This is a genomic window from Paenibacillus sp. CF095 (assembly GCF_900101225.1).
In the GTDB taxonomy this organism is placed as follows: Bacteria; Bacillota; Bacilli; order Paenibacillales; family Paenibacillaceae; genus Paenibacillus.
The window spans coordinates 14,990-35,430 of sequence record NZ_FMZN01000004.1 but is presented as its reverse complement, the minus strand read 5'-3'; the positions used below and the strand labels follow the sequence as shown (position 1 = coordinate 35,430).

Annotated in this window: 17 protein-coding genes and 1 other annotated feature; all 17 genes read left to right on the top strand. The window is 48.1% G+C overall.

Going from position 1 to position 20,441, the window contains the following annotated elements:
* Nucleotides 1-4: 4 nt before the first annotated feature.
* On the top strand, nucleotides 5-1,567 hold the full coding sequence (gene cobA / locus BLS69_RS24680) for a uroporphyrinogen-III C-methyltransferase (RefSeq protein WP_091037575.1): 1,563 nt from the start codon (nucleotides 5-7) through the stop codon (nucleotides 1,565-1,567).
* Between the two features lie 102 nt (nucleotides 1,568-1,669).
* Complete coding sequence (gene hemB / locus BLS69_RS24675; protein WP_091037572.1) at nucleotides 1,670-2,671, top strand: porphobilinogen synthase; 1,002 nt, start codon at nucleotides 1,670-1,672, stop codon at nucleotides 2,669-2,671.
* Between the two features lie 26 nt (nucleotides 2,672-2,697).
* Nucleotides 2,698-4,002 (top strand): glutamate-1-semialdehyde 2,1-aminomutase, encoded by a 1,305-nt coding sequence (gene hemL / locus BLS69_RS24670; RefSeq protein WP_076216944.1) that lies wholly within the window; start codon nucleotides 2,698-2,700, stop codon nucleotides 4,000-4,002.
* Nucleotides 3,999-4,904 (top strand): RluA family pseudouridine synthase, encoded by a 906-nt coding sequence (locus BLS69_RS24665; protein ID WP_091037569.1) that lies wholly within the window; start codon nucleotides 3,999-4,001, stop codon nucleotides 4,902-4,904. Before hemL ends, BLS69_RS24665 begins: the two co-directional genes overlap by 4 nt.
* A 367-nt stretch (nucleotides 4,905-5,271) precedes the next feature.
* Nucleotides 5,272-6,858 carry a LysM peptidoglycan-binding domain-containing protein gene (locus BLS69_RS24660; RefSeq protein ID WP_091037568.1) on the top strand — a complete coding sequence of 529 codons (1,587 nt, stop codon included), beginning with the start codon at nucleotides 5,272-5,274 and terminating at the stop codon, nucleotides 6,856-6,858.
* 155 nt (nucleotides 6,859-7,013) lie between these two features.
* Nucleotides 7,014-7,295 (top strand) — a binding site (T-box leader).
* Between the two features lie 61 nt (nucleotides 7,296-7,356).
* Nucleotides 7,357-10,023: a valine--tRNA ligase gene (locus tag BLS69_RS24655; RefSeq protein WP_091037565.1), complete on the top strand. Its 2,667-nt coding sequence runs from the start codon at nucleotides 7,357-7,359 to the stop codon at nucleotides 10,021-10,023.
* Nucleotides 10,024-10,101: 78 nt separating this feature from the next.
* Nucleotides 10,102-11,478, top strand: a complete 1,377-nt coding sequence (locus BLS69_RS24650) for a bifunctional folylpolyglutamate synthase/dihydrofolate synthase (RefSeq protein WP_091037984.1) — start codon at nucleotides 10,102-10,104, stop codon at nucleotides 11,476-11,478.
* 56 nt (nucleotides 11,479-11,534) lie between these two features.
* Nucleotides 11,535-12,854: a UDP-N-acetylmuramate--L-alanine ligase gene (gene murC, locus BLS69_RS24645; protein WP_062837803.1), complete on the top strand. Its 1,320-nt coding sequence runs from the start codon at nucleotides 11,535-11,537 to the stop codon at nucleotides 12,852-12,854.
* Nucleotides 12,855-12,972: 118 nt separating this feature from the next.
* Nucleotides 12,973-14,202, top strand: coding sequence for an SPOR domain-containing protein (locus BLS69_RS24640; RefSeq protein WP_176873006.1), 1,230 nt, complete (start codon nucleotides 12,973-12,975; stop codon nucleotides 14,200-14,202).
* A gap of 145 nt (nucleotides 14,203-14,347) precedes the next feature.
* Complete coding sequence (locus BLS69_RS24635) at nucleotides 14,348-14,590, top strand: DUF4321 domain-containing protein (protein ID WP_047841183.1); 243 nt, start codon at nucleotides 14,348-14,350, stop codon at nucleotides 14,588-14,590.
* A 95-nt stretch (nucleotides 14,591-14,685) separates the two neighbouring features.
* Nucleotides 14,686-15,297: a Maf family protein gene (locus BLS69_RS24630; RefSeq protein WP_091037560.1), complete on the top strand. Its 612-nt coding sequence runs from the start codon at nucleotides 14,686-14,688 to the stop codon at nucleotides 15,295-15,297.
* Nucleotides 15,298-15,334: 37 nt separating this feature from the next.
* On the top strand, nucleotides 15,335-16,024 hold the full coding sequence (gene radC, locus BLS69_RS24625) for a RadC family protein (protein WP_091037557.1): 690 nt from the start codon (nucleotides 15,335-15,337) through the stop codon (nucleotides 16,022-16,024).
* A gap of 183 nt (nucleotides 16,025-16,207) precedes the next feature.
* A complete protein-coding gene (locus BLS69_RS24620; RefSeq protein ID WP_024633969.1) occupies nucleotides 16,208-17,242 on the top strand; it encodes a rod shape-determining protein in 1,035 nt (344 codons plus the stop codon).
* A 185-nt stretch (nucleotides 17,243-17,427) separates the two neighbouring features.
* Nucleotides 17,428-18,300, top strand: coding sequence for a rod shape-determining protein MreC (gene mreC, locus BLS69_RS24615; protein ID WP_091037555.1), 873 nt, complete (start codon nucleotides 17,428-17,430; stop codon nucleotides 18,298-18,300).
* Nucleotides 18,300-18,833 carry a rod shape-determining protein MreD gene (gene mreD, locus BLS69_RS24610; RefSeq protein WP_091037552.1) on the top strand — a complete coding sequence of 178 codons (534 nt, stop codon included), beginning with the start codon at nucleotides 18,300-18,302 and terminating at the stop codon, nucleotides 18,831-18,833. Before mreC ends, mreD begins: the two co-directional genes overlap by 1 nt.
* A gap of 74 nt (nucleotides 18,834-18,907) precedes the next feature.
* Nucleotides 18,908-19,570: a septum site-determining protein MinC gene (minC, locus tag BLS69_RS24605; protein WP_017692615.1), complete on the top strand. Its 663-nt coding sequence runs from the start codon at nucleotides 18,908-18,910 to the stop codon at nucleotides 19,568-19,570.
* A gap of 3 nt (nucleotides 19,571-19,573) precedes the next feature.
* The gene (gene minD / locus BLS69_RS24600) at nucleotides 19,574-20,368 is read left to right on the top strand and encodes a septum site-determining protein MinD (RefSeq protein WP_053783092.1); all 795 of its coding nucleotides are present in this window, start codon (nucleotides 19,574-19,576) and stop codon (nucleotides 20,366-20,368) included.
* The last annotated feature ends 73 nt before the right edge of the window (nucleotides 20,369-20,441 follow it).

The following is a 20,441-nucleotide window of genomic DNA, read 5'->3' as shown; positions in this document are numbered from 1 at the left end:
AGACATGGTGGGAAAGGTCTTTTTGGTAGGAGCAGGTCCTGGGGATGCAAAGCTGATTACGGTAAAAGGGTGGGAATCCATCGGTAAAGCCGATGCTGTAGTCTATGATCGTTTGGCAAGTCCGAGATTGTTGAAACAAATGAAACCCGGCGCAGTCAAGATTTACGTGGGCAAGCGCCCGGATCGGCATACGATGAAACAGGAAGAGATCAATCAACTGTTGGTTGATCTGGCTCTTGAAGGCAAGGTTGTGGTTCGGCTTAAGGGTGGGGATCCAACGATTTTTGGACGCGTGGGCGAAGAGGCAGGTTTGCTGTACAAAAACGGAATTCCGTTTGAGATTGTGCCTGGGGTAACCGCTGCAATAAGTGTACCTGCGTATGCCGGAATTCCTGTGACTCACCGTGACTATGCATCTTCCATCTCTATTATTACGGGGCACGAGAGTCCGGACAAGCTTGATCGCAGTATCCATTGGGATAAAGTGACGAATGCAACGGGTACACTGGTATTTATGATGGGGGTTGCCAAAATTGGATATATCAGCGAACAATTGATTCGTCATGGTCGTCCAGCGCAAACACCGGTCGCTCTGATTCGTTGGGGAACACGAGCGGAACAGGATACCCTTACAGGTACCCTTGAGGATATAGAAGCGAAAGTGATCGCAGCCAATTTCCAACCACCAGCTGTTATTGTGGTGGGGGATGTCGTCAATCAAAGGGAACAATTGAAATGGGCAGAAGCGCTGCCGCTGTTTGGCAAACGAATTCTGGTAACCCGTGCTCGCAGTCAGGCGAGTGAACTGGTGAATCGCATTGAGGAACTCGGCGGGGAACCGTATGAGTTTCCGGTTATTGAGACGGTCATGCCGTCCAGTGAATCTGCGCAGCAAAGTGTCAAAGACGCCTTCAGTGCTTTAAATACCTATGACTGGGTGTTTTTCACAAGTGTGAACGGCGTGGAGTTTTTCTTCCGCCATCTGGAACAGGAAGGCAAGGATATTCGCTCGATTCATCAAGCGAGAATTGCCGCCGTAGGACCTTCCACGGCAGATGCTTTGCGCAAACATGGCATCGTTGCAGAGGTTGTCAAAGGTCCTTTCCAGGCCGAAGGTATGCTTGAGGCTTTTGAAAGCGAATTGAAGGAAGGTCAGAGAGTATTGCTTCCGCACGGTGATCTTGCACGTACATGGTTACGTGATCAGTTGAGAGAACGAGGACTTCAGGTCACCGAAGCCATCACCTACGATACGATCCTCGCGGGTGAGAATGATGATGAACTGCTCAAGCTGCTTGAAGAAGGTGGTATTCATGCGGTGACCTTTACAAGTTCGTCCACAGTTACCAACTTCATGAGTATGTTGAAACGTATGGGGTTGCAAGATCCACTGCCTTTATTGAAAGATGTGGAGGTTGCGTGTATCGGACCTGTTACAGCGAAGACGGCAGAAGCCGCTGGACTAAAGGTTACACTGATGGCAGAGGAAGCCACGATGGATAGCTTGATCACAGTGCTATGCGACTGGAAACGGTCAGGCACCAAAGAAGGCGCTCTTCGAAATTAATACACATGTAATCATGTCAACATATGAAGCGTGCTGAATTCGATAGGATACCAGCGCGCTTCCCTTTTTGCTCTATTTAACTTTCAGGGAGGTTTTACTCGTATGAGTTTTCCAATTGTACGGCATCGCCGTTTACGTCAATCCGCAGGTATTCGCAATATGGTTAGAGAGACCCATCTGACCGTGGATGATTTTATTCAACCAATCTATGTTACGTATGGAGAAAATGTAAAATCTGAAATTAAATCCATGCCTGGCGTATTCCGCTTTTCGCTGGATCGTCTTCAGGAGGAAGTAACGGAAATTGCCGAGCTGGGAATTCCAGCCGTGTTATTGTTCGGTATTCCGGAGACCAAGGACAGTGTGGGTTCATCTGGCTTCGCTGAAGATGGCATCGTGCAGGAAGCGACGAGATTGATCAAATCCTGGTATCCAGAACTGCTGGTTGTTGCGGATACTTGTCTGTGTGAATTCACGGATCACGGTCACTGCGGTATGGTACACACCGTGGAGATTGACGGCCATATCTGCGGAGATGTATTAAATGACGAATCATTGGATCTGCTCGTGCAAACTGCAGTGTCACAAGCCAAAGCAGGAGCGGACATTATTGCACCATCCAACATGATGGATGGATTTGTACAAGCGATCCGTGCCGGGCTGGATGAGAATGGATTCAGTCACATTCCGATTATGTCTTACTCTGTTAAATATGCATCTGCATTCTATGGCCCATTCCGCGAGGCGGCAGATTCCACGCCACAATTCGGAGACCGCAAGTCGTATCAGATGGACCCGGCGAACGCGCGTGAAGCCTTGCGTGAAGCAGAGACGGATGTGCTCGAAGGAGCGGACATGTTGATGGTAAAACCATCCCTTTCCTATCTGGATGTTATGCGCACCATCAAGGATCAATTTGATCTTCCGCTTGTTGCCTATAATGTAAGTGGCGAGTATGCCATGGTGAAGGCGGCGGCGATTCAAGGCTGGATCGATGAGAAAAAAGTCGCCATGGAAATCCTGCTCAGCATGAAACGCGCAGGTGCAGATATGATCATTACCTACTACGGAAAAGACGCTTCACGCTGGTTGGCTGAGAAATAAAATAAATTACATTAAGGAGGATATTCATGACTGCACAACAAGGTAATCGTCGAAATGATGAGCGCTCACGCAGCGCGTTTGAGGAAGCGAAGCAGTACATACCCGGGGGTGTGAACAGCCCTGTACGCGCATTCAAATCGGTGGGACTTACTCCGATCTATGCAGAACGCGGCGAAGGGTCCAAAATCTACGATATTGATGGCAATGTTTTTATTGACTATGTGGGATCGTGGGGCCCACTCATTATGGGACATGCACACCCTGACGTTGTAGAAGCTTTGCGTGAGACAGCCCTCAAAGGAACAAGTTTTGGTGCGCCTACCTTGCTGGAGACCGAGATGGCAAAACTCGTCTGTGAGCGTGTACCTTCTATCGATATCGTGCGGATGGTTAATTCCGGTACGGAAGCAACGATGAGTGCCATTCGACTGGCACGCGGAGTAACCGGACGCAGTAAAATTCTGAAGTTTGAAGGATCATATCATGGACATGCCGACAGCTTGCTGATCAAGGCGGGTTCAGGTGTTGCAACACTGGGTCTGCCGGATAGTCCAGGTGTACCTGAAGGTGTAGCTGTGAATACAATTACGGTACCTTACAACGATCTGGAGTCCGTTAAGCTTGCTTTTGAACGTTATGGTGAAGAACTGGCCGCTGTTATTGTGGAACCTGTGGCAGGTAACATGGGGGTTGTACCTCCGGCTTCCGGTTTCCTTGAAGGCCTGCGCAGTTTGACGACCCAATATGGCAGCCTGCTTATTTTTGACGAAGTCATGACCGGTTTCCGCGTAGGGTTGAACTGTGCTCAGGGACGGTATGGGGTTACACCTGACCTGACTTGTCTGGGTAAAGTGATCGGTGGCGGACTCCCGGTTGGTGCTTATGGTGGCCGTCGCGATCTGATGGAACAGATTGCTCCAACAGGACCGATCTATCAGGCGGGTACACTTAGTGGGAACCCGCTGGCTATGGCCGCAGGATATACGACGCTCAAATTGTTAACACCAGAGGTCTATGACCGTCTGGAGACATTGTCTGCACGTCTGCAAGCCGGATTCGAGAAAAATGCAGCTGAGACGGGTGTTGCGATAACCATCAACCGTGTGGGTTCCATGGTTTGTCCATTCTTCAGTGCCGTTCCCGTAACTAATTATGATATTGCCAAAGAAAGCAATCTGGATCAATTCCGTCGTTATTTTGCGGCCATGATTGATCAAGGTGTGAGTGTTGCTCCTTCGCAATACGAAGGCATGTTTGTCTCTGGTGTGCATACGGAGCAGGATATTGACGATACGATTGAGGCGAATCGTAAAGCTCTTCAATCGCTATGACCATCAAAAGTTGGAAACGCCGCGGGGAATGGCTTGAGCTGATGCCAGGGAAAGCCGTAACAGGCAGTTCGGACAAACCGATGGCTGCAGAGCAATGGCTATTGTCTGAGCTTCAGTTTCCGGAGAAACTGCTTCGTCAGCTGAAATCAAACCAAGGAATACAACTTGCAGGGGACCGGCTTCGGCTGGCCCTTTTTGCGTCCCAGCCAATCGATGTTGAGCCACGCTGGGCTGATGTGGATGTATTGTTTGAGGATGATTTCTGTCTGGTTATGCACAAACCGGCAGGCATGAAACTGCATCCAGATGGAAGCCGTGCTGATCAGGCCATCACGCTGGATCATGTGGTTGCCTCCTATTATGAAATGAACGGAATACAGGCGAGTGTACGCCATGTTCATCGACTGGATGAGGATACAACGGGACCTGTCCTATATGCCAAAAATGCTTTTGCCCTCGCCAAACTGGATGAAGCGATGCGTCGCAAAGAGATTGGCCGTCATTATGTAGCCATTGCAGGTGGACAAATCCCCCTTGAACTCCACAAAATTGATGCTCCGATTGGCAAGGACAGACATCACAAACAGCGCAGGCGTGTCTCGGAAGGTGGACAGGAAGCTGTTACTCATGTGGAGATCGTCGAAGTGTGGGAACGAGCAACCCTTGTACGATTAAAGCTGGATACAGGACGTACACACCAAATTCGTGTACACCTGAGCTACGCGGGACACCCGCTCATTGGTGATGCGTTGTATGGAGGTAGAGCGGATGCCATTGGGCGACAAGCACTTCACGGAGAGATGCTTAGGTTTAGTCATCCGTTAACCGGAGCGATGATTGAAGTGAGCGACCCTTGGCCATCCGATTTCACACAATTGGCAGAGCGTGAGATGGCTTACTAATACACGATTTAAGTTCGACTAACTATTTACACGAAAACGGAAAGGACAGAAACAACCAGAAGAAGCAAAGCGTTCGCCTAAAAGCTTTCTGAAAGAAAGCTGCTTCGGAAGCATAAGCTATCCCCGGATTTTCCCTTTTATAAAAAGGAATGAAAAAAATCTGGGGATAACAGCGATCAGAGGGTTGTTCTGTCATTGGAGTGACAGTGTAAATAACCATGAGTTGAACATATATAACAAGGTTTTTCAAAAGGTGGCATGCTTATCTCATTCAAGGCATATAGATGGGGTAACGAAGGATTTGGACCATGGATCAGTCCCATGAGAAGGATCATGGTGAACATATGCCGAAAGGAGGACGCCACCTTTGTTGAATCAACCTTATGGTTTACGGTTCGATATTTATGAGCGCGTTCATTTGTCTGAGGGAGTCCCTGCGATTGAGGAATTGGAGGAGATTGAACTTTACCCGCGCATTCAAGTCATAGGGCAGGATGATCATGCCACGTTAAGAGGACATCTTTTACTTACAGGTGCGTACAGAGGAGAAAATGAGGCTTCAGAGGAGCTCAAACATTTTATTCCCGTGGAGATCACAGTGCCGCTGAACCGGGTCAGATCGATTGAGGATATTTCCATCGAGATCGAAAATTTTGACGTGGATCTGTTATCCAATCGCAGTCTGAACATTACAGGCGTATTGTCGCTGCGAGGCATCGAGGGGTTTCCTGTTGAAGAGCCACAAGTGTGGTCAGCAGATGAGTTTACAGTTGTTCATTCACCTGATGCTCAGCAATCCAACCGTTCCGATGAAGCAGCACAGACAGGCAGCGACCCCAACACATTTGCACAAGAGTACCTGCTCCAGCGGAGTGAGGAAGAGAGACTTGCGAATGCAGCAGAACTTGCATATGGTGCCCCGGAATTCGCTGACCTGTCTACAAGGGAAGAGACATTAAGGAATAGCGAAGAATGGCAGCAAGAATATGCGGATTCGTCATCGGCCGAGCCAATTCAATCTGAGGAGCAAAGTGCGGAGTACGCTAACGAAAACAGACAACCTGATGTAAACGAAGATCCCGCCTCTCTGACAGAGAATGGGGATGAATTGGCATCTCATGAGCAATACAGCGAACCTTCTCCGATCTCGTCATTTATGGCTGAGACCGCAGATCGGTTAGCTTCTTACCCTGAGTCGGAACCATTGCTGCCTCTGGAAGATGAGTCTTCGGGTTGGTCCGAGCCTTCCGTGGATGCATTGCCTGCGAACTCGAGAAGTGCAGATCAAGCAGTCACAGAGCCTACTGCTCAATCATCTAATGAGTTGGCAGCACCGGATGTACCGGACGCACCAGAGGTATGGCACTTCGAATCAGCGAGATCTGTACCTCAGCAGGAGAATCAGGCAGTTGCCGATGTCCCGAGCGAATCACAGGCGGAGAACTGGCAAGGTGTATTTGCTTCGTCTGAACCACCAGGCAACGCTGAGGAAGACCGACCGTCTTTTGAAGCGACTGGGGTAGACGAGTTCGTACAGAACGAAGCATTTGTTCCTGAACCTGTGGCTGAGACGGAAGACAAGCCGGAGCTGAAGGTTGCTTTTGGCAGCAAAAAAGAATCCGCACCACGGCAAGAAGAGGGCGTAGGTATCTCTTCCTTGTTATCCTCGGGCAGAGCGGCACGCGATGCTGAAGTGGAGCGAGGCGATGAGGTTCCTGCGGGTGTGGTACAGGAAGAAACATATCCAGCTGATGATGTGGAATGGAAGAACCTGTTCCTGGGAACGATTGTCGACCAGACCCCATTCCGCAAGGTGAAACTGTGCATCGTTCAGCGAGAAGACACACTGGATGCCATTGCAGATCGATATCAATTGAGCACGAGGGAACTTCAGTTGTATAACCGATTATCTGAACAAGTTGTGGAAGAAGGTCAGATATTGTACATCCCTTAATCCGTAGTTAAAGCCTTCGTTACAACCCGTGATCCCCTTGAGGATTGCGGGTTTTTGCATAATTCGCCCTAAACCTGCATTCCAGCGCTCTTTATCCGCTGTTGTCAGGTTGACTATCGCGCACGAGCAAGGTATGATGTGTGTAGGTTTTTTGAAGAACAACGTGGAACGGGAGTAGTAGACAGTATGACCTTTCAGAGAGTGGAATTGCAGCGCTGTGAGATTCCGCAGGAACCAACTGATCGAAGTCGCCCGGGAGTTGCCTGTTTGAATACAAGAGATGAATGAGATCTATCGTCATTTATTTCTGAGGTAGGATGGGCCGGTAGCAGCCGTTATCTGCTTGAAGTGTCACGTCATGTACAGAGGGTGAAGTCTATCTTGCTGTAGGCGTGAAACAAAGGTGGTACCGCGAAAGCTAACCTTTCGTCCTTTGATGGATGAAAGGTTTTTTTTGTTTTTTTTGGCGAAGATGATGAAGTAACGGAGGAATGACACATGTCTGAGGAAAAAAAATCAGCTGCAACAGAAATGCCGACCACTTATGATCCTAAGGCGGCAGAGGACAAATGGTACTCCACCTGGATGGAGCGCGGATATTTCAAAGCCGGTCAACGTAAGGATGCCGAGCCGTATACGATTGTAATTCCACCCCCGAATGTAACCGGGATGCTGCACATTGGGCATGCGCTCGATTTTACACTGCAGGATATTCTGATCCGTACCAAACGGATGCAAGGTTACGACGCACTGTGGCTTCCGGGTTCCGACCATGCAGGTATTGCTACCCAAACCAAAGTGGAGCAGAAGCTGCGTGAAGAAGGTCTGACTCGTTATGATCTGGGACGCGAGAAGTTTTTGGAAAAGGTATGGGACTGGAAAGATCAATATGCCACTACCATTCGTCAACAATGGGGCAAAATGGGATTGTCGCTTGATTACTCACGTGAACGTTTTACGCTGGATGAAGGTCTGTCCCAAGCGGTTCGCAAAGTATTTGTTCAACTGTATGAAAAAGGCCTTATTTACCGAGGCAAACGCATCATTAACTGGGACCCGGTGAACCGGACAGCTCTGTCCGACATTGAAGTTGAATATAAAGAGGTTCAGGGTCACTTGTACCATCTGCGTTACCCGCTCAAAGACGGAAGTGGCTACGTTACAGTGGCAACAACACGTCCTGAAACGATGCTGGGTGATACAGCGGTTGCTGTTCATCCGAAGGATGAGCGCTATGCAGATATGATTGGTAAAGTACTTGTACTGCCTATCATTGGACGAGAAATTCCAATTATCGCTGATGATTATGTGGATAAAGAGTTTGGAAGTGGTGCAGTTAAAATCACGCCTGCGCATGATCCAAATGACTTTGAAGTAGGTCTTCGTCATGATCTGCCTCAAATTACGGTAATGGATGAGAGCGGCACAATGAATGCTGAGGCTGGCAAGTATCAGGGACTGGATCGCAGTGACTGCCGCAAGCAGATTGTTGCTGACTTGAAAGAGCAGGGCGTATTGATCAATATCGAGGATCACACGCATCAGGTTGGACACAGTGAGCGTACCGGAGCTGTTGTTGAGCCGTATCTGTCTACACAGTGGTTCGTTGAGATGAAGCCACTTGCAGAGAGAGCGATTAAGAAACAACAGAGTGGTGAAGGAGTTAATTTTGTTCCAGATCGTTTTGAGAAAACCTATCTGAACTGGATCGAAAACGTTCGTGACTGGTGTATTTCCCGTCAACTGTGGTGGGGACATCGTATTCCTGCTTGGTATGATGAAGAAACGGGTGAAATCATTGTATCTGCTGAAGATCCAACAACGCTGCCAGAGTATGCTGGACGCAAGCTCAGACAGGACGAAGACGTACTCGATACTTGGTTTAGCTCCGGCTTATGGCCATTCTCCACACTAGGCTGGCCGGAAGATACGGAAGACCTGAAACGTTATTATCCGACAAGTGTACTTGTGACAGGGTATGACATCATATATTTCTGGGTTGCACGTATGATTTTCACTGCATTGGAATTCACCGATGAGATTCCGTTCAAGGATGTGCTGATGCATGGTCTTGTTCGTGATGCAGATGGACGCAAAATGTCCAAATCACTGGGCAACGGTGTAGATCCGCTGGATGTGATTGAGAAATACGGCGCAGATGCAATGCGTTACATGATCTCAACCAGCAGCACGCCAGGTCAGGATCTCCGTTTCCGTTGGGAACGGGTGGAACAGGCTCGGAATTTCGCCAACAAGATCTGGAATGCTTCGCGCTTTGCATTGATGAATCTGGAAGGATTCACTTATGAGGAACGTGACATTAGCGGAGAGCTTGGTACAGCGGATTATTGGATTTTGCACCGTCTGAACGAAACTTCCCGCGATATTACGCGTCTAATCGAAGCGTATGAATTTGGGGAAACGGGTCGTGTGTTGTATAACTTTATCTGGGATGACCTGTGTGACTGGTACATTGAGTTTGCTAAGCTGTCCTTCTATGGGGAAGATCCGGTTGCCAAGAAGAAAACACAATCCGTGCTTGCTTATGTTCTGGATCAGACGATGCGCCTGATTCATCCGTTTATGCCATACATCTCCGAAGAGATCTGGCAGCATCTCCCACATGAAGGTGAGACCATTACGCTGGCAGCATGGCCGGTATATGATCCTGCTCTTGAGAACCCAGAGGCTGTTGCCGAGATGAACCTGCTCATGGATACCATTCGTGCAGTTCGAAACATTCGTGCAGAAGTGAACGTGCCGATGAGCAAAAAGATCGAGTTGATGGTCAAAGCAAATAGTGCTGAGACGTCCAGCATCATTGCGCGTAACAGTCACTACATCAAACGTTTCTGTAATACGTCCGAGTTCGATAGTGGGCTGGATCTAAACTCACCGGATAAGGCAATGACTGCGATCATTACGGGGGCAGAACTATACTTGCCGCTCGCAGGTCTCATTGATATCGAGCAGGAAGTGGCTCGTTTGGAGAAAGAGTTGGAGAACCTTGAGGGCGAAGTTCTCCGTGTAGAGAAAAAGCTGGCGAACGAAGGCTTTGTTGCCAAAGCTCCTGCCAAAGTTATTGAGGAAGAGCGCGCCAAGCAAGCAGATTATTCCGATAAACGGGATAAAGTGATTGCACGAATCAAGGAACTTAAAGGTTAATATATTTGGGTCGGATGGAGAGCGATTATGCCATCCGGCCGCTTTTTTCACTCAAACTCGGGACCGAAGGTGAATCAGATGACGGAATTAGACGGGACAGATGCAGCAGCTCCTTTACTTACGTATAACGAGGCCGTGGACTGGATCAATGGCCTTATTCCTTTTGGCATCCGACCTGGATTGGAACGAATCGAGAGTCTGATGTCCATGTTAGGCAATCCACACCAACGTCTCAAATTTATTCATGTCGCGGGAACGAACGGCAAAGGTTCGACTTGCGCTTTTTTGACGTCAGTGCTTCTTCAGGCTGGATATGATGTGGGTACCTTTACGTCGCCTTATATCACCAAGTTTACAAACCGTTTTCAATACAACGGTGAGGATATTCCTGAAGAAATCCTGCTTAAGCTCTCGAATCGATTACAACCACTGGTCATGGAAATGGCCTCCACTCCGCTTGGATCACCCACGATGTTTGAGGTGTCCACGGCTCTCGCGCTTCTGTACTATGCAGAGGAGTGTTACCCTGACGTTGTGGTATGGGAGACGGGGCTAGGGGGAAGGATGGACGTAACGAATATTGTCGCACCTGTTGTGTCCGTCATCACCAACATTGGTATGGATCATACGGATGTGCTTGGAGATACGATTGAGCAGATTGCTGGAGAAAAGGCAGGTATTATCAAGCCGGGAGTACCCGTTGTGACTTGCGCGACTCAACCCGAAGCTGTGAAGGTGATTCAGGAGAAAGCACAGCAGCTTCAATCAAGCGTGTATTTGGCTGGAGATCAATTCTCTTATCATAGACTGGACAGCAATGAGAACGGACAATCTTTTCATTTTACAGGCCCGTTTCGTGATCTGGACGTTCGCATACGCATGCAGGGCTCACATCAATGTGACAATGCAGCGGCCGCACTTATGGTTCTTGAATTGCTTAGACAATACATGGCATTTATGTTGGATGACAACGATATTGCACTTGGACTGGAGAATGCTTTCTGGGCAGGAAGATTCGAAAAAGTCGTCGATGAACCTCGAATTGTGCTTGATGGAGCACATAATCCAGAAGGGGCAGAGTCACTGGCCAAGAGCATTATGGATGTCTATCCGCACAACAAGTTAATTTTGATGATGGGTATGTTGGCAAATAAGCATCACGAAGCGTATTTGCAGCATATACTGCCACTAGTGGATACGCTGATCCTGACCGAGCCAGATTTCCGACGCAAAATGGATGCAGCCGAATTGCTGCAGATTGTCGAACGGGTACGTCCCGCCATTGCGAAGCAGGAACTGGAAATCATCGTCGAGCCCGAATGGGCAAAGGCACTTGATCTATTGAAGTCACGGACGGAAGCGGAAGATCTGGGGGTGGTCTCCGGCACACTGTACCTGATTGCGGATGTGCGGGCAGCCCTTTTGCATCAAACCGATTCTGAAAAAGGTTGGTGAAAGTTTTGTTAAATACATCGGAACACGTTCATTTTATAGGGATTGGCGGATATGGCATGAGTGCCATCGCAAGAGTTATGTTGGAAATGGGATACACCGTTACCGGATCGGATGTCGCTTCACAGGAGTTGACCGAGAAGTTGGCAGCCAAGGGAGCGAAAATATATATCGGACATACGGCAGAGCACGTCACTGGAGCAGATCTTGTTGTCTACTCTACGGCAGCGCCTGCTGATAATGTGGAACGGGTAGCAGCTGCAGAGCTGAACATTCCGATTCTGCATCGTTCCCAGATGCTTGCACGTTTGTTGAACGAACGTAAAGGTGTGGCTGTGGCTGGAGCTCACGGTAAAACAACCACCTCATCCATGATTGCACTTGTTATGGATAAATGTGATACGGACCCGACATATATCATTGGCGGAGAAATCATGAATGTCGGCACCAACGCCAAGGCAGGCCAGGGCGACTGGGTAGTCGCTGAGGCGGACGAGAGCGATGGTTCATTTTTGCAGTACCATCCATGGCTCGGTATTGTAACGAATATTGAGGCAGATCATCTGGAGAATTATAACAGTGATTTTGAAGAGCTCAAAAAGGCTTATGTGCAGTTCCTGAGCCAGATTCGTCCGGAAGGAACAGCGATTGTGTGTTCTGACGACGAGAATGTTCAAGCGATTTTGCCAGAACTCAAGTCACGGATTACAACTTATGGTATTGATCGTGCTGCGGATTATACGGCAACGGATATTGTATTGGGCGATCGCCGTATCTCCTTTACGATGAATCATCAGGGTGCTGCTATGGGCACGGTGGAATTATCAGTGCCGGGTAAGCATAACGTTTATAATGCGATGGCTACTGTGATTACCTGTCTGGAAGCAGGCATTCCATTTGAGAAGATTGTGGCAGCTATCATTCAGTTCCACGGAGCCAAACGCAGATTCCAGGTATTGGGCGAGGCGCGCGATATGCTGATCATTGATGATTATGCTCATCACCCGACTGAGATTGAAGCTACCATTAGTGCCGCCAAAGCAACGGGCAAACGTATTATTGCGGTATTCCAGCCACAGCGTTATACGCGTACGTTCTTCCTGCTGGATGCGTTCAGTCGTGCTTTCGCGGAAGCGGATGAGGTGCTTATTACGGATATCTATTCTCCTGCAGGCGAAAAACAGATCGAAGGGGTAACCTCAGCCAGACTGGTTGAACTGATCGTTCAAAACAGTAATGCTTCTGCACGTTACCTCCCTACAAAAGAAGAAGTTGTAGCTGATCTGCAGCATCGTTTGCAGCCAGGAGATCTTGTGATTACGATGGGTGCAGGTGATATTTGGAAAGTCGGCGATACACTTGCCAAAGGTTTGAAATAAATCAAATGAGAAATCGCCTGTCTTCGATACGAAGCAGGCGTTTTTTTTGCGTTATATGGAATGTTTTCTCCAGTCTCTGCATATAGCTGATATAAATGGGACAAAGGAGAGGGTACGGGTGAGCAATGCTAGAATGACGTTTCGCTTCGGGGATCATGAGTCGGACAAGCCTGAAAACAAGAGGATATCCGCGTCCAGTCCATTGGTGACGTTAAGTGAAGAATTACCGCATAATCAACCGCTAACGCCTAAGCAGATGGATACAACCCCATCATGGACGCCTGAGGATATCCCCGGAGACTGGGGAGAGACGGTGCTGACAAGCTCTACTGTACCTGAACCTGACGAGCGGGTGAGCCATGATTCGAACTTGAACTTGGATGAGGCCCATTATTTTGGGAACCGTACCGGTTACGGTTATGTTAATCACACCGATAATCCGGAGGAAGAGCGTCGTGATCTGTCCAATACACATGATGATCAAGGCCACGACTGGCTTGCAGATTCGGAGAACTATTCCTATAAACGCAATCGCCCTCCAAGGGGATGGAAAATGATTGGTTCTGTCACTGGGGCACTTGTTACCGGAGCGCTTTTCGGCATGGTTATTCTTTCATTTTTCAATAAAGAAGGAGCCGTCAAGCCAGGCGATCTTCTGCCCGTCAATCAGGCAGTTTCCACTGTGACGGGTCAGGAGGGGGCTGCAGGTACAGAACAGCAGGTTCAGACAGCGGCGACTGGCAGCACGTATTATGCACTTCAATACGGCGTATTCAGTTCTCCTGAACGAGCTGAGCAAGCCAAGCTTGAGCTGGCTCAGGCAGGTATAGCCGCGGGTTCTGATCCTGAAGATGGCAATCGAGTATATGCAGGCATTTCAGCTGATCGTGAAGAGGCCAAGCTACTTAGCTCCAGGCTAAAAGCCCAGGGAGTTGAACTGTACGTCAAGGAGATCGTGAACCCTGAGATCAATCCGGCTATATTCGGTGGCAAGCAAGAGGATGTGCAGCTTTTCTTCACAAACAGTTCTGCACTGGTTGAACAATTATCTACCTTGTCCATTCAGCAGCTGGGTCAGTCTGCTCCGGCAGCAGTCTCTACAGAAACAATGACCGCGATTCAAAATAAGCACGAGTCATGGCTGACGGGATTGAATAGTCTTACACCTGGTCTGACCGCAGATGTACAACCTATTATTGGCGGAATGGAGAAATCAATGAACAGTGCAATTACGGCTATCGCGGAGTACAACAAAAACCCGGATGATGTGCACATGTGGTCCGTGCAGTCCGATCTGATGGAATATGTACTGCAGCAGAAAAAATGGCTCGAAGCGATAAAGCAGTAACATGCTCTTTCCCATAACAACGCTTGGAAATACCCATCCGGCAAGGAACTGGAAATAGTTCCCCTTGCCGGATTTGTGTTTGTATTGACGTACAAAACCCCGTATAATAATGTGGGTGTCAAAAAATGGCGAGGGAAGATTACCGATGAAAAAAAACTTCGGCATGTTATTGCTGTTTCTGCTGCTCGGCTGGATGGCCGGAGCGTGGATCGCCAAGGCACTGCAGCCTGTTAAGGCAGTAGCCTTTCTTACGAAAGCCACGACCATACGTTGGTCGCCGCAGGCTGATCTGGATATTATCAGTTATGATATTTCACTTCAATTTCAAATGAGCCTTCTGAGTCTGATCGGTATGATTGCCGCTGTGTGGCTGTATCGCAGACTGTAGGAGAATGACGAGTTATGACGAAAAAAAATTAAACCAGTGACATCTATTATCGTGATCCGGACAGGATGTTGCCGTGGCATAAGGAGCCGTTCATTTTGGATAACACTCAACAGCGCCCTATTATTCTGGCCTCCACATCGCCTCGGCGCAAAGAACTGATCGCATCACTCCACCTAGCGTTTGATGTAATACCAAGTCATGCCAATGAAGATACACCACCAGAGTGGACACCTGAACAGACGGTACAGGAGCTTGCTTTGCGCAAGGCGCTTGCCGTGTATCGCGGGCTTGAAGGCCGCGAGCAGGAAGCCATTATTGTAGGTAGTGACACCGTTGTTGTTCTGGATGGTGAGATTTTAGGCAAACCCGTAGACGAAGCGGATGCTGAACGTATGTTATCCCGGCTGCAGGGCCGTGTACATCGGGTGTTTACGGGCGTCGCTTGTATTGATGCGGGCAATGGACAGTCGTTAGTTCATTACCGCCAGACCGATGTAACGATGAAAGAACTGTCGGATGCGACCATTCGTGCTTATGTGCAGACAGGTGAGCCTTCAGACAAAGCAGGATCATATGCCATTCAGGGCATTGGTGCTTCACTGATCGACCGCATTGAAGGATGTTATTTTAATGTGGTTGGCTTGCCGCTATCCTTGCTAAGTGATATGTTGGACGGGTTCGGCGTACATGTGTTGCCACGAACATGAATGAAGCAAAATGTTGTGAAATGAAAAGAGGGAACATATGGAGTCGCCTCAATACATGATGCGCGACATCCCCCAGGAAGAACGCCCGAGAGAACGCATGATGGAATACGGGGCGGGCGCCTTAAGCCATGCTGAATTGTTGGCAATTTTACTTCGAACAGGCACAAGACAGGAATCGGCGGTGCATATGGCACAGCGGATTCTGACCGAGGCGGGTGGAATTCGCTCGTTAATGGATCTGAGTCTGGAAGAATTGACTGCGATGAAAGGGATCGGCAATGCCAAGGCTGTGCAATTGAAAGCTGGCATTGAGCTGGGGCATCGGATTGCCAAGAGCAGACTCACACAGTCGACTTCAATTCGTACACCGCGTGATGCAGCTGATATCCTGATCGAACAATTGCGTTATTTGCAAAAAGAACATTTTGTGTGTCTCTTTCTGAATAGCAAAAATCATATTATTGCCCAGGAAACACTCTCCATGGGCAGCCTTAACGCTTCGATTGTACATCCGCGTGAAGTGTTCCGGGCTGCCATCAAATGCAGCAGCGCATCGATTGTGTGCGCACACAACCATCCGAGTGGTGATCCTACGCCCAGTCCGGAGGATATCCAAATAACCAAGAGACTGATTGAAGCAGGCGCTATTGTTGGCATTGACGTGCTTGATCATATTATTATCGGAGATGGAACGTACGTAAGTTTGAAGGAGAAGGGCTTAGTATAATATAATGGTTGGCGTTGATGTTTTCCTATGAATGTTAACGGCGTTGTCCGTAAAAGATAGGTTCACTTTACTAATGCAAAAAAACAAATGCGAATATTAGCTCCACGTGTTGCGTGGGAATGAAATTATCACGCTCTGGATCAGAATAGAGCGGCTATATGAGGCAGAAAAGGAGATTATGTTATGTTTGGTGGTTTTACGAAAGATTTGGGTATTGACTTGGGGACAGCAAATACGTTGGTTTATGTACGAGGAAAAGGAATTGTGGTGCGCGAACCTTCGGTTGTCGCTATACGGACAGATACAAAAAGCATTGAGGCAGTAGGTGAAGCCGCCAAAAAAATGATTGGTCGTACACCAGGTAACATCCGTGCCATTCGTCCAATGAAAGATGGCGTTATTGCCGATTTTGATACAACGGCAACGATGATCAAATATTTCATCCGTGAGGCGCAGAAACAACGCTCCATGTTCCAACGTCATCCAAACGTGATGGTATGTGTACCATCCGGGATCACGGCAGTAGAACAACGTGCGGTTGAAGATGCAACCAAACAGGCTGGAGCACGTGAAGCCTATACAATTGAAGAGCCTTTTGCAGCTGCAATTGGTGCAGATCTTCCTGTATGGGAACCAACAGGTAGTATGGTTGTAGATATTGGTGGCGGTACAACGGAAGTGGCTGTTATCTCTCTTGGTGGTATTGTGACGAGCCGTTCGGTTCGTGTAGCAGGTGACGAGATGGACGAATCCGTTATCCAGTACATTAAACGTCAATACAATCTGATGATCGGTGAGCGTACATCGGAGCAATTGAAGATGGACATCGGATCAGCAATGCCATTGGAGCAAGTAGAAACGATGGAAATTCGTGGACGTGACCTCGTTACAGGTCTGCCGAAGACAATTACGATTACTTCGGACGAGATCAGTGAAGCGCTGGCTGATACCGTGAATGCAATTGTTGAAGCGGTAAAAGTAACACTGGAAAAATGCCCGCCTGAACTTGCAGCCGATATCATGGATCGGGGTATCGTTCTTACAGGTGGTGGGGCATTGCTTCGCAACCTGGACAAGCTTCTGGCTGGTGAGACAGGAATGCCTGTCATTGTGGCTGAGAACCCGCTGGATTGTGTAGCAATCGGAACAGGTAAAGCGCTAGAGAATATTCATTTGTTCAAAAGCAGAAGCAGTTCGGCAGTTCGTTCCAAACGTTAATTGGTATTTGCCTAACTTGGCATAGCGACCAAGTGGCAAGGTATCTTTATAGAGGACCCGGTTAACCCCGGGGATGAGCTATTACCCGCTTAACAGGGGAGGATCGGCTGATATTCTCGCAGGGACTACAGGTCTGACAGTCTCCCCGCCGGGCATGGCTCGGAAGAGAATATGGATGTTAGAGGGTGTTCGAACTGTTTAAACTGCTAGGCAACAAAAGACTTTTTGTTTTGCTGGTGGGCCTTGTTACATTTATCGCGTTAATGGGCTTTACGCTCAGTCCGCGAACCACTCTATCCTGGCCGGAGAAATTCCTGAAGGATTCAGTTGGATTTGTACAATACGTATTTTACAAGCCCGCTTCCTATGTAGCGGGCTTTTTCAAAGATGTAGCGAACATGCGTACGGTATATGAAGAGAATGAAGAGCTTCGTATCGCAATGGGTCACTATACCCGTGATCGGCTGAAGTACAATGATATGGAGCAAGTGAATGAGCAGCTTCAGAAAGCGCTCAATTTCACCGAAGAACAGAAAAATCGTTATAATTACGGTTCACGAATTGCTCAGGTTATCAGTGCCAATTCGGATCCCAATAGTAGAACCATTAACATTGATATCGGTGAAAATGCGGGAATTAAGCCGGGGATGGCCGTTACCTCCCAGGAAGGGCTGGTCGGCGTGATCAGTCATGTCAGCTCATATACATCAACGGTTAATCTGTTAACTTCCATGGACGCCAACGATCCGACATCCAATGCCATTGCAGCAACGGCAGTAGGTAAGGAGAAAGTATTTGGTATGATTGAGAGTTATGATCCGAAGACGGGCATGCTCAAGATGACCAAAATCTCAGAAGATTCTAATATCCAAGAGGATGATGAGATCATCTCCTCCGGAATTATTAACAATTTTCCGAAGTACATGCGGATTGGTAAAGTTAAAAGTGTCGAGAAAAGTGAGTATGGTTTAACAAAAACAGCTACAATTGAACCATATGCTAGCTTCCTTGACTGGAAAGAGCTGATTGTCATTATCCCACCTGAGGTAAAAGAATAATGGTAACGCGCAAGCAAGTTTTGTTCCTGTTACTATTCGTTTTGTTCATTGCGGAAGGCACAATTTTGCCGCTGCTCATCCCTTCTGGCTGGCACATGCGTATTTCTGCCAATCTGGTCTATATCGTAATTTTGTTTATTGCTGTATATCATCATCGACACACGGCACTAGTGCTCGGTATATTTTTTGGACTATTGCATGACGTCGTATTCTACGGCGAGATGATTGGACCTTATGGATTCTCGATGGGATTATCGGCATACATGATGGGACTCATTTTTCAAGCACCGCGTGCACCACTGCCGGTTATGGTATCGGTTGTCATTTTGGGAAGTCTGCTTAATGACACCATGCTATTCTTCCTGTACAAGCTCTTCCAACTTAACCACGTGACCTTTGACTGGGCGTTGATTGAATACATGATTCCTAATTTGTTCATTCATTTTGTGTTTGCCTTGATCATATATGTCCCGCTTCGGAAACAACTGGAGCGGATCGGCAAGAGACGGAGCAAGACAGAAGAAGCTTCCTAAATACATTTATGGAGCGCAAAGCAGGAACTTGGGGCCCCGGGCACGAAATGTAATGAGATGGGAGGGACAGGCTTATGACGGTAAAATCGAATCACGTAACGATTAAAGGCATCCGAGACGGCCTGGTTTTCCTGTTGGACGATCAATGTGAATTCGAGGAATTGCTCTATGAGCTCCGCTATAAGCTGGAACACAGCCATCAAAATATTTTGACCGGACCGATTGTTCATGTGGATATCAAGTTGGGTGCCCGCGAAGTGACAGAGGACCAGAAAGAAGCAATTCTCGATATATTGAAGCAAAAAGGGAATCTTCTTATCCGATCCATCGACTCACCTGCACTCCAACCGGAGGTTAAAGGACCGCCGCCGATTGTAACCATGTGTGGTATGGTGCGTTCAGGTCAGGTGCTTCATCATGAAGGAAATCTCCTGTTTCTTGGGGATATCAATCCGGGGGGCACAGTGACGTGTACCGGAGATATATATGTGTTGGGTTCACTCAGAGGTATGGCTCATGCCGGAATTGGCGGGGACGAGGAAGCGATCATTGCCGCTTCGGTATTTGCACCGACGCAGCTACGGATTGCGGATATCATCAGTCGTCCTCCCGATGAATGGGAGAGCCGAGAGACCGGAATGGAATTTGCTTACTTACAGGACAATCAGATGCAGATAGACAAAATGAGCAATATCGTTCGGTTACGCCGAGATTTTAATGTGTTTAAAGGAGTGTAGCTCATGGGAGAGGCGATCGTGATCACTTCGGGTAAAGGCGGCGTGGGTAAAACAACCACCTCGGCAAACATCGGGACAGCGCTGGCGCTGCTCGGCAAAAAGGTTTGTCTGGTAGATACCGATATCGGCCTTCGTAATTTGGATGTCGTGATGGGACTCGAAAACCGTATTATTTACGATCTGTGCGACGTTGCGGACGGCCGCTGCCGTCTGAATCAGGCTTTGGTCAAAGACAAGCGTTTCGAAGAATTATATATGTTGCCTGCGGCGCAGACGAGAGACAAAAACTCAGTGTCGCCAGAGCAGGTCAAGGATATTATCCTTGAATTGAAAAAAGATTTTGAATACGTCATTATTGATTGCCCAGCCGGTATAGAGCAGGGTTTCAAAAATGCGGTAGCAGGAGCAGATCAGGCCATCGTGGTCACTACACCGGAAAATGCTGCAGTACGTGATGCGGATCGTGTCATTGGCCTGCTGGAGAGCTCACACATTCAATCACCAAAGCTGGTGGTGAATCGAATTCGCAATAATATGGTTAAATCGGGTGACATGTTAGATATCGATGGTATTTTACAAGTACTTAATATTGACCTGATTGGCATCGTGCCTGATGATGAACTGGTCATCAAAGCTGCCAATTCAGGAGAACCTACGGTCATGAATCCGGATTCACTTGCGGCGATTGCGTATCGGAATATCGCACGACGCATTCTGGGAGATACGGTTCCATTGATGCAGCTGGAGCAGAAAAAGGGAGCTTTCACTCGTTTCAAAAAGTTCTTCGGAATGGGTTAACTCGTTAAACGAACTTATTCATAAAGCAATTACATGACAGCCGTGGCTCATAGCCCGGCTTTTTTTGTTACCT

Bases quoted from the DNA above. Each gene is read 5' to 3' on its own strand.
- cobA (WP_091037575.1), top strand. From the start codon at position 5: ATGGTGGGAAAGGTCTTTTTGGTAGGAGCAGGTCCTGGGGATGCAAAG.
- hemB (WP_091037572.1), top strand. From the start codon at position 1,670: ATGAGTTTTCCAATTGTACGGCATCGCCGTTTACGTCAATCCGCAGGT.
- hemL (WP_076216944.1), top strand. From the start codon at position 2,698: ATGACTGCACAACAAGGTAATCGTCGAAATGATGAGCGCTCACGCAGC.
- BLS69_RS24665 (WP_091037569.1), top strand. From the start codon at position 3,999: ATGACCATCAAAAGTTGGAAACGCCGCGGGGAATGGCTTGAGCTGATG.
- BLS69_RS24655 (WP_091037565.1), top strand. From the start codon at position 7,357: ATGTCTGAGGAAAAAAAATCAGCTGCAACAGAAATGCCGACCACTTAT.
- BLS69_RS24650 (WP_091037984.1), top strand. From the start codon at position 10,102: ATGACGGAATTAGACGGGACAGATGCAGCAGCTCCTTTACTTACGTAT.
- murC (WP_062837803.1), top strand. From the start codon at position 11,535: ATGAGTGCCATCGCAAGAGTTATGTTGGAAATGGGATACACCGTTACC.
- BLS69_RS24635 (WP_047841183.1), top strand. From the start codon at position 14,348: ATGAAAAAAAACTTCGGCATGTTATTGCTGTTTCTGCTGCTCGGCTGG.
- radC (WP_091037557.1), top strand. From the start codon at position 15,335: ATGGAGTCGCCTCAATACATGATGCGCGACATCCCCCAGGAAGAACGC.
- BLS69_RS24620 (WP_024633969.1), top strand. From the start codon at position 16,208: ATGTTTGGTGGTTTTACGAAAGATTTGGGTATTGACTTGGGGACAGCA.
- mreD (WP_091037552.1), top strand. From the start codon at position 18,300: ATGGTAACGCGCAAGCAAGTTTTGTTCCTGTTACTATTCGTTTTGTTC.
- minC (WP_017692615.1), top strand. From the start codon at position 18,908: ATGACGGTAAAATCGAATCACGTAACGATTAAAGGCATCCGAGACGGC.
- minD (WP_053783092.1), top strand. From the start codon at position 19,574: ATGGGAGAGGCGATCGTGATCACTTCGGGTAAAGGCGGCGTGGGTAAA.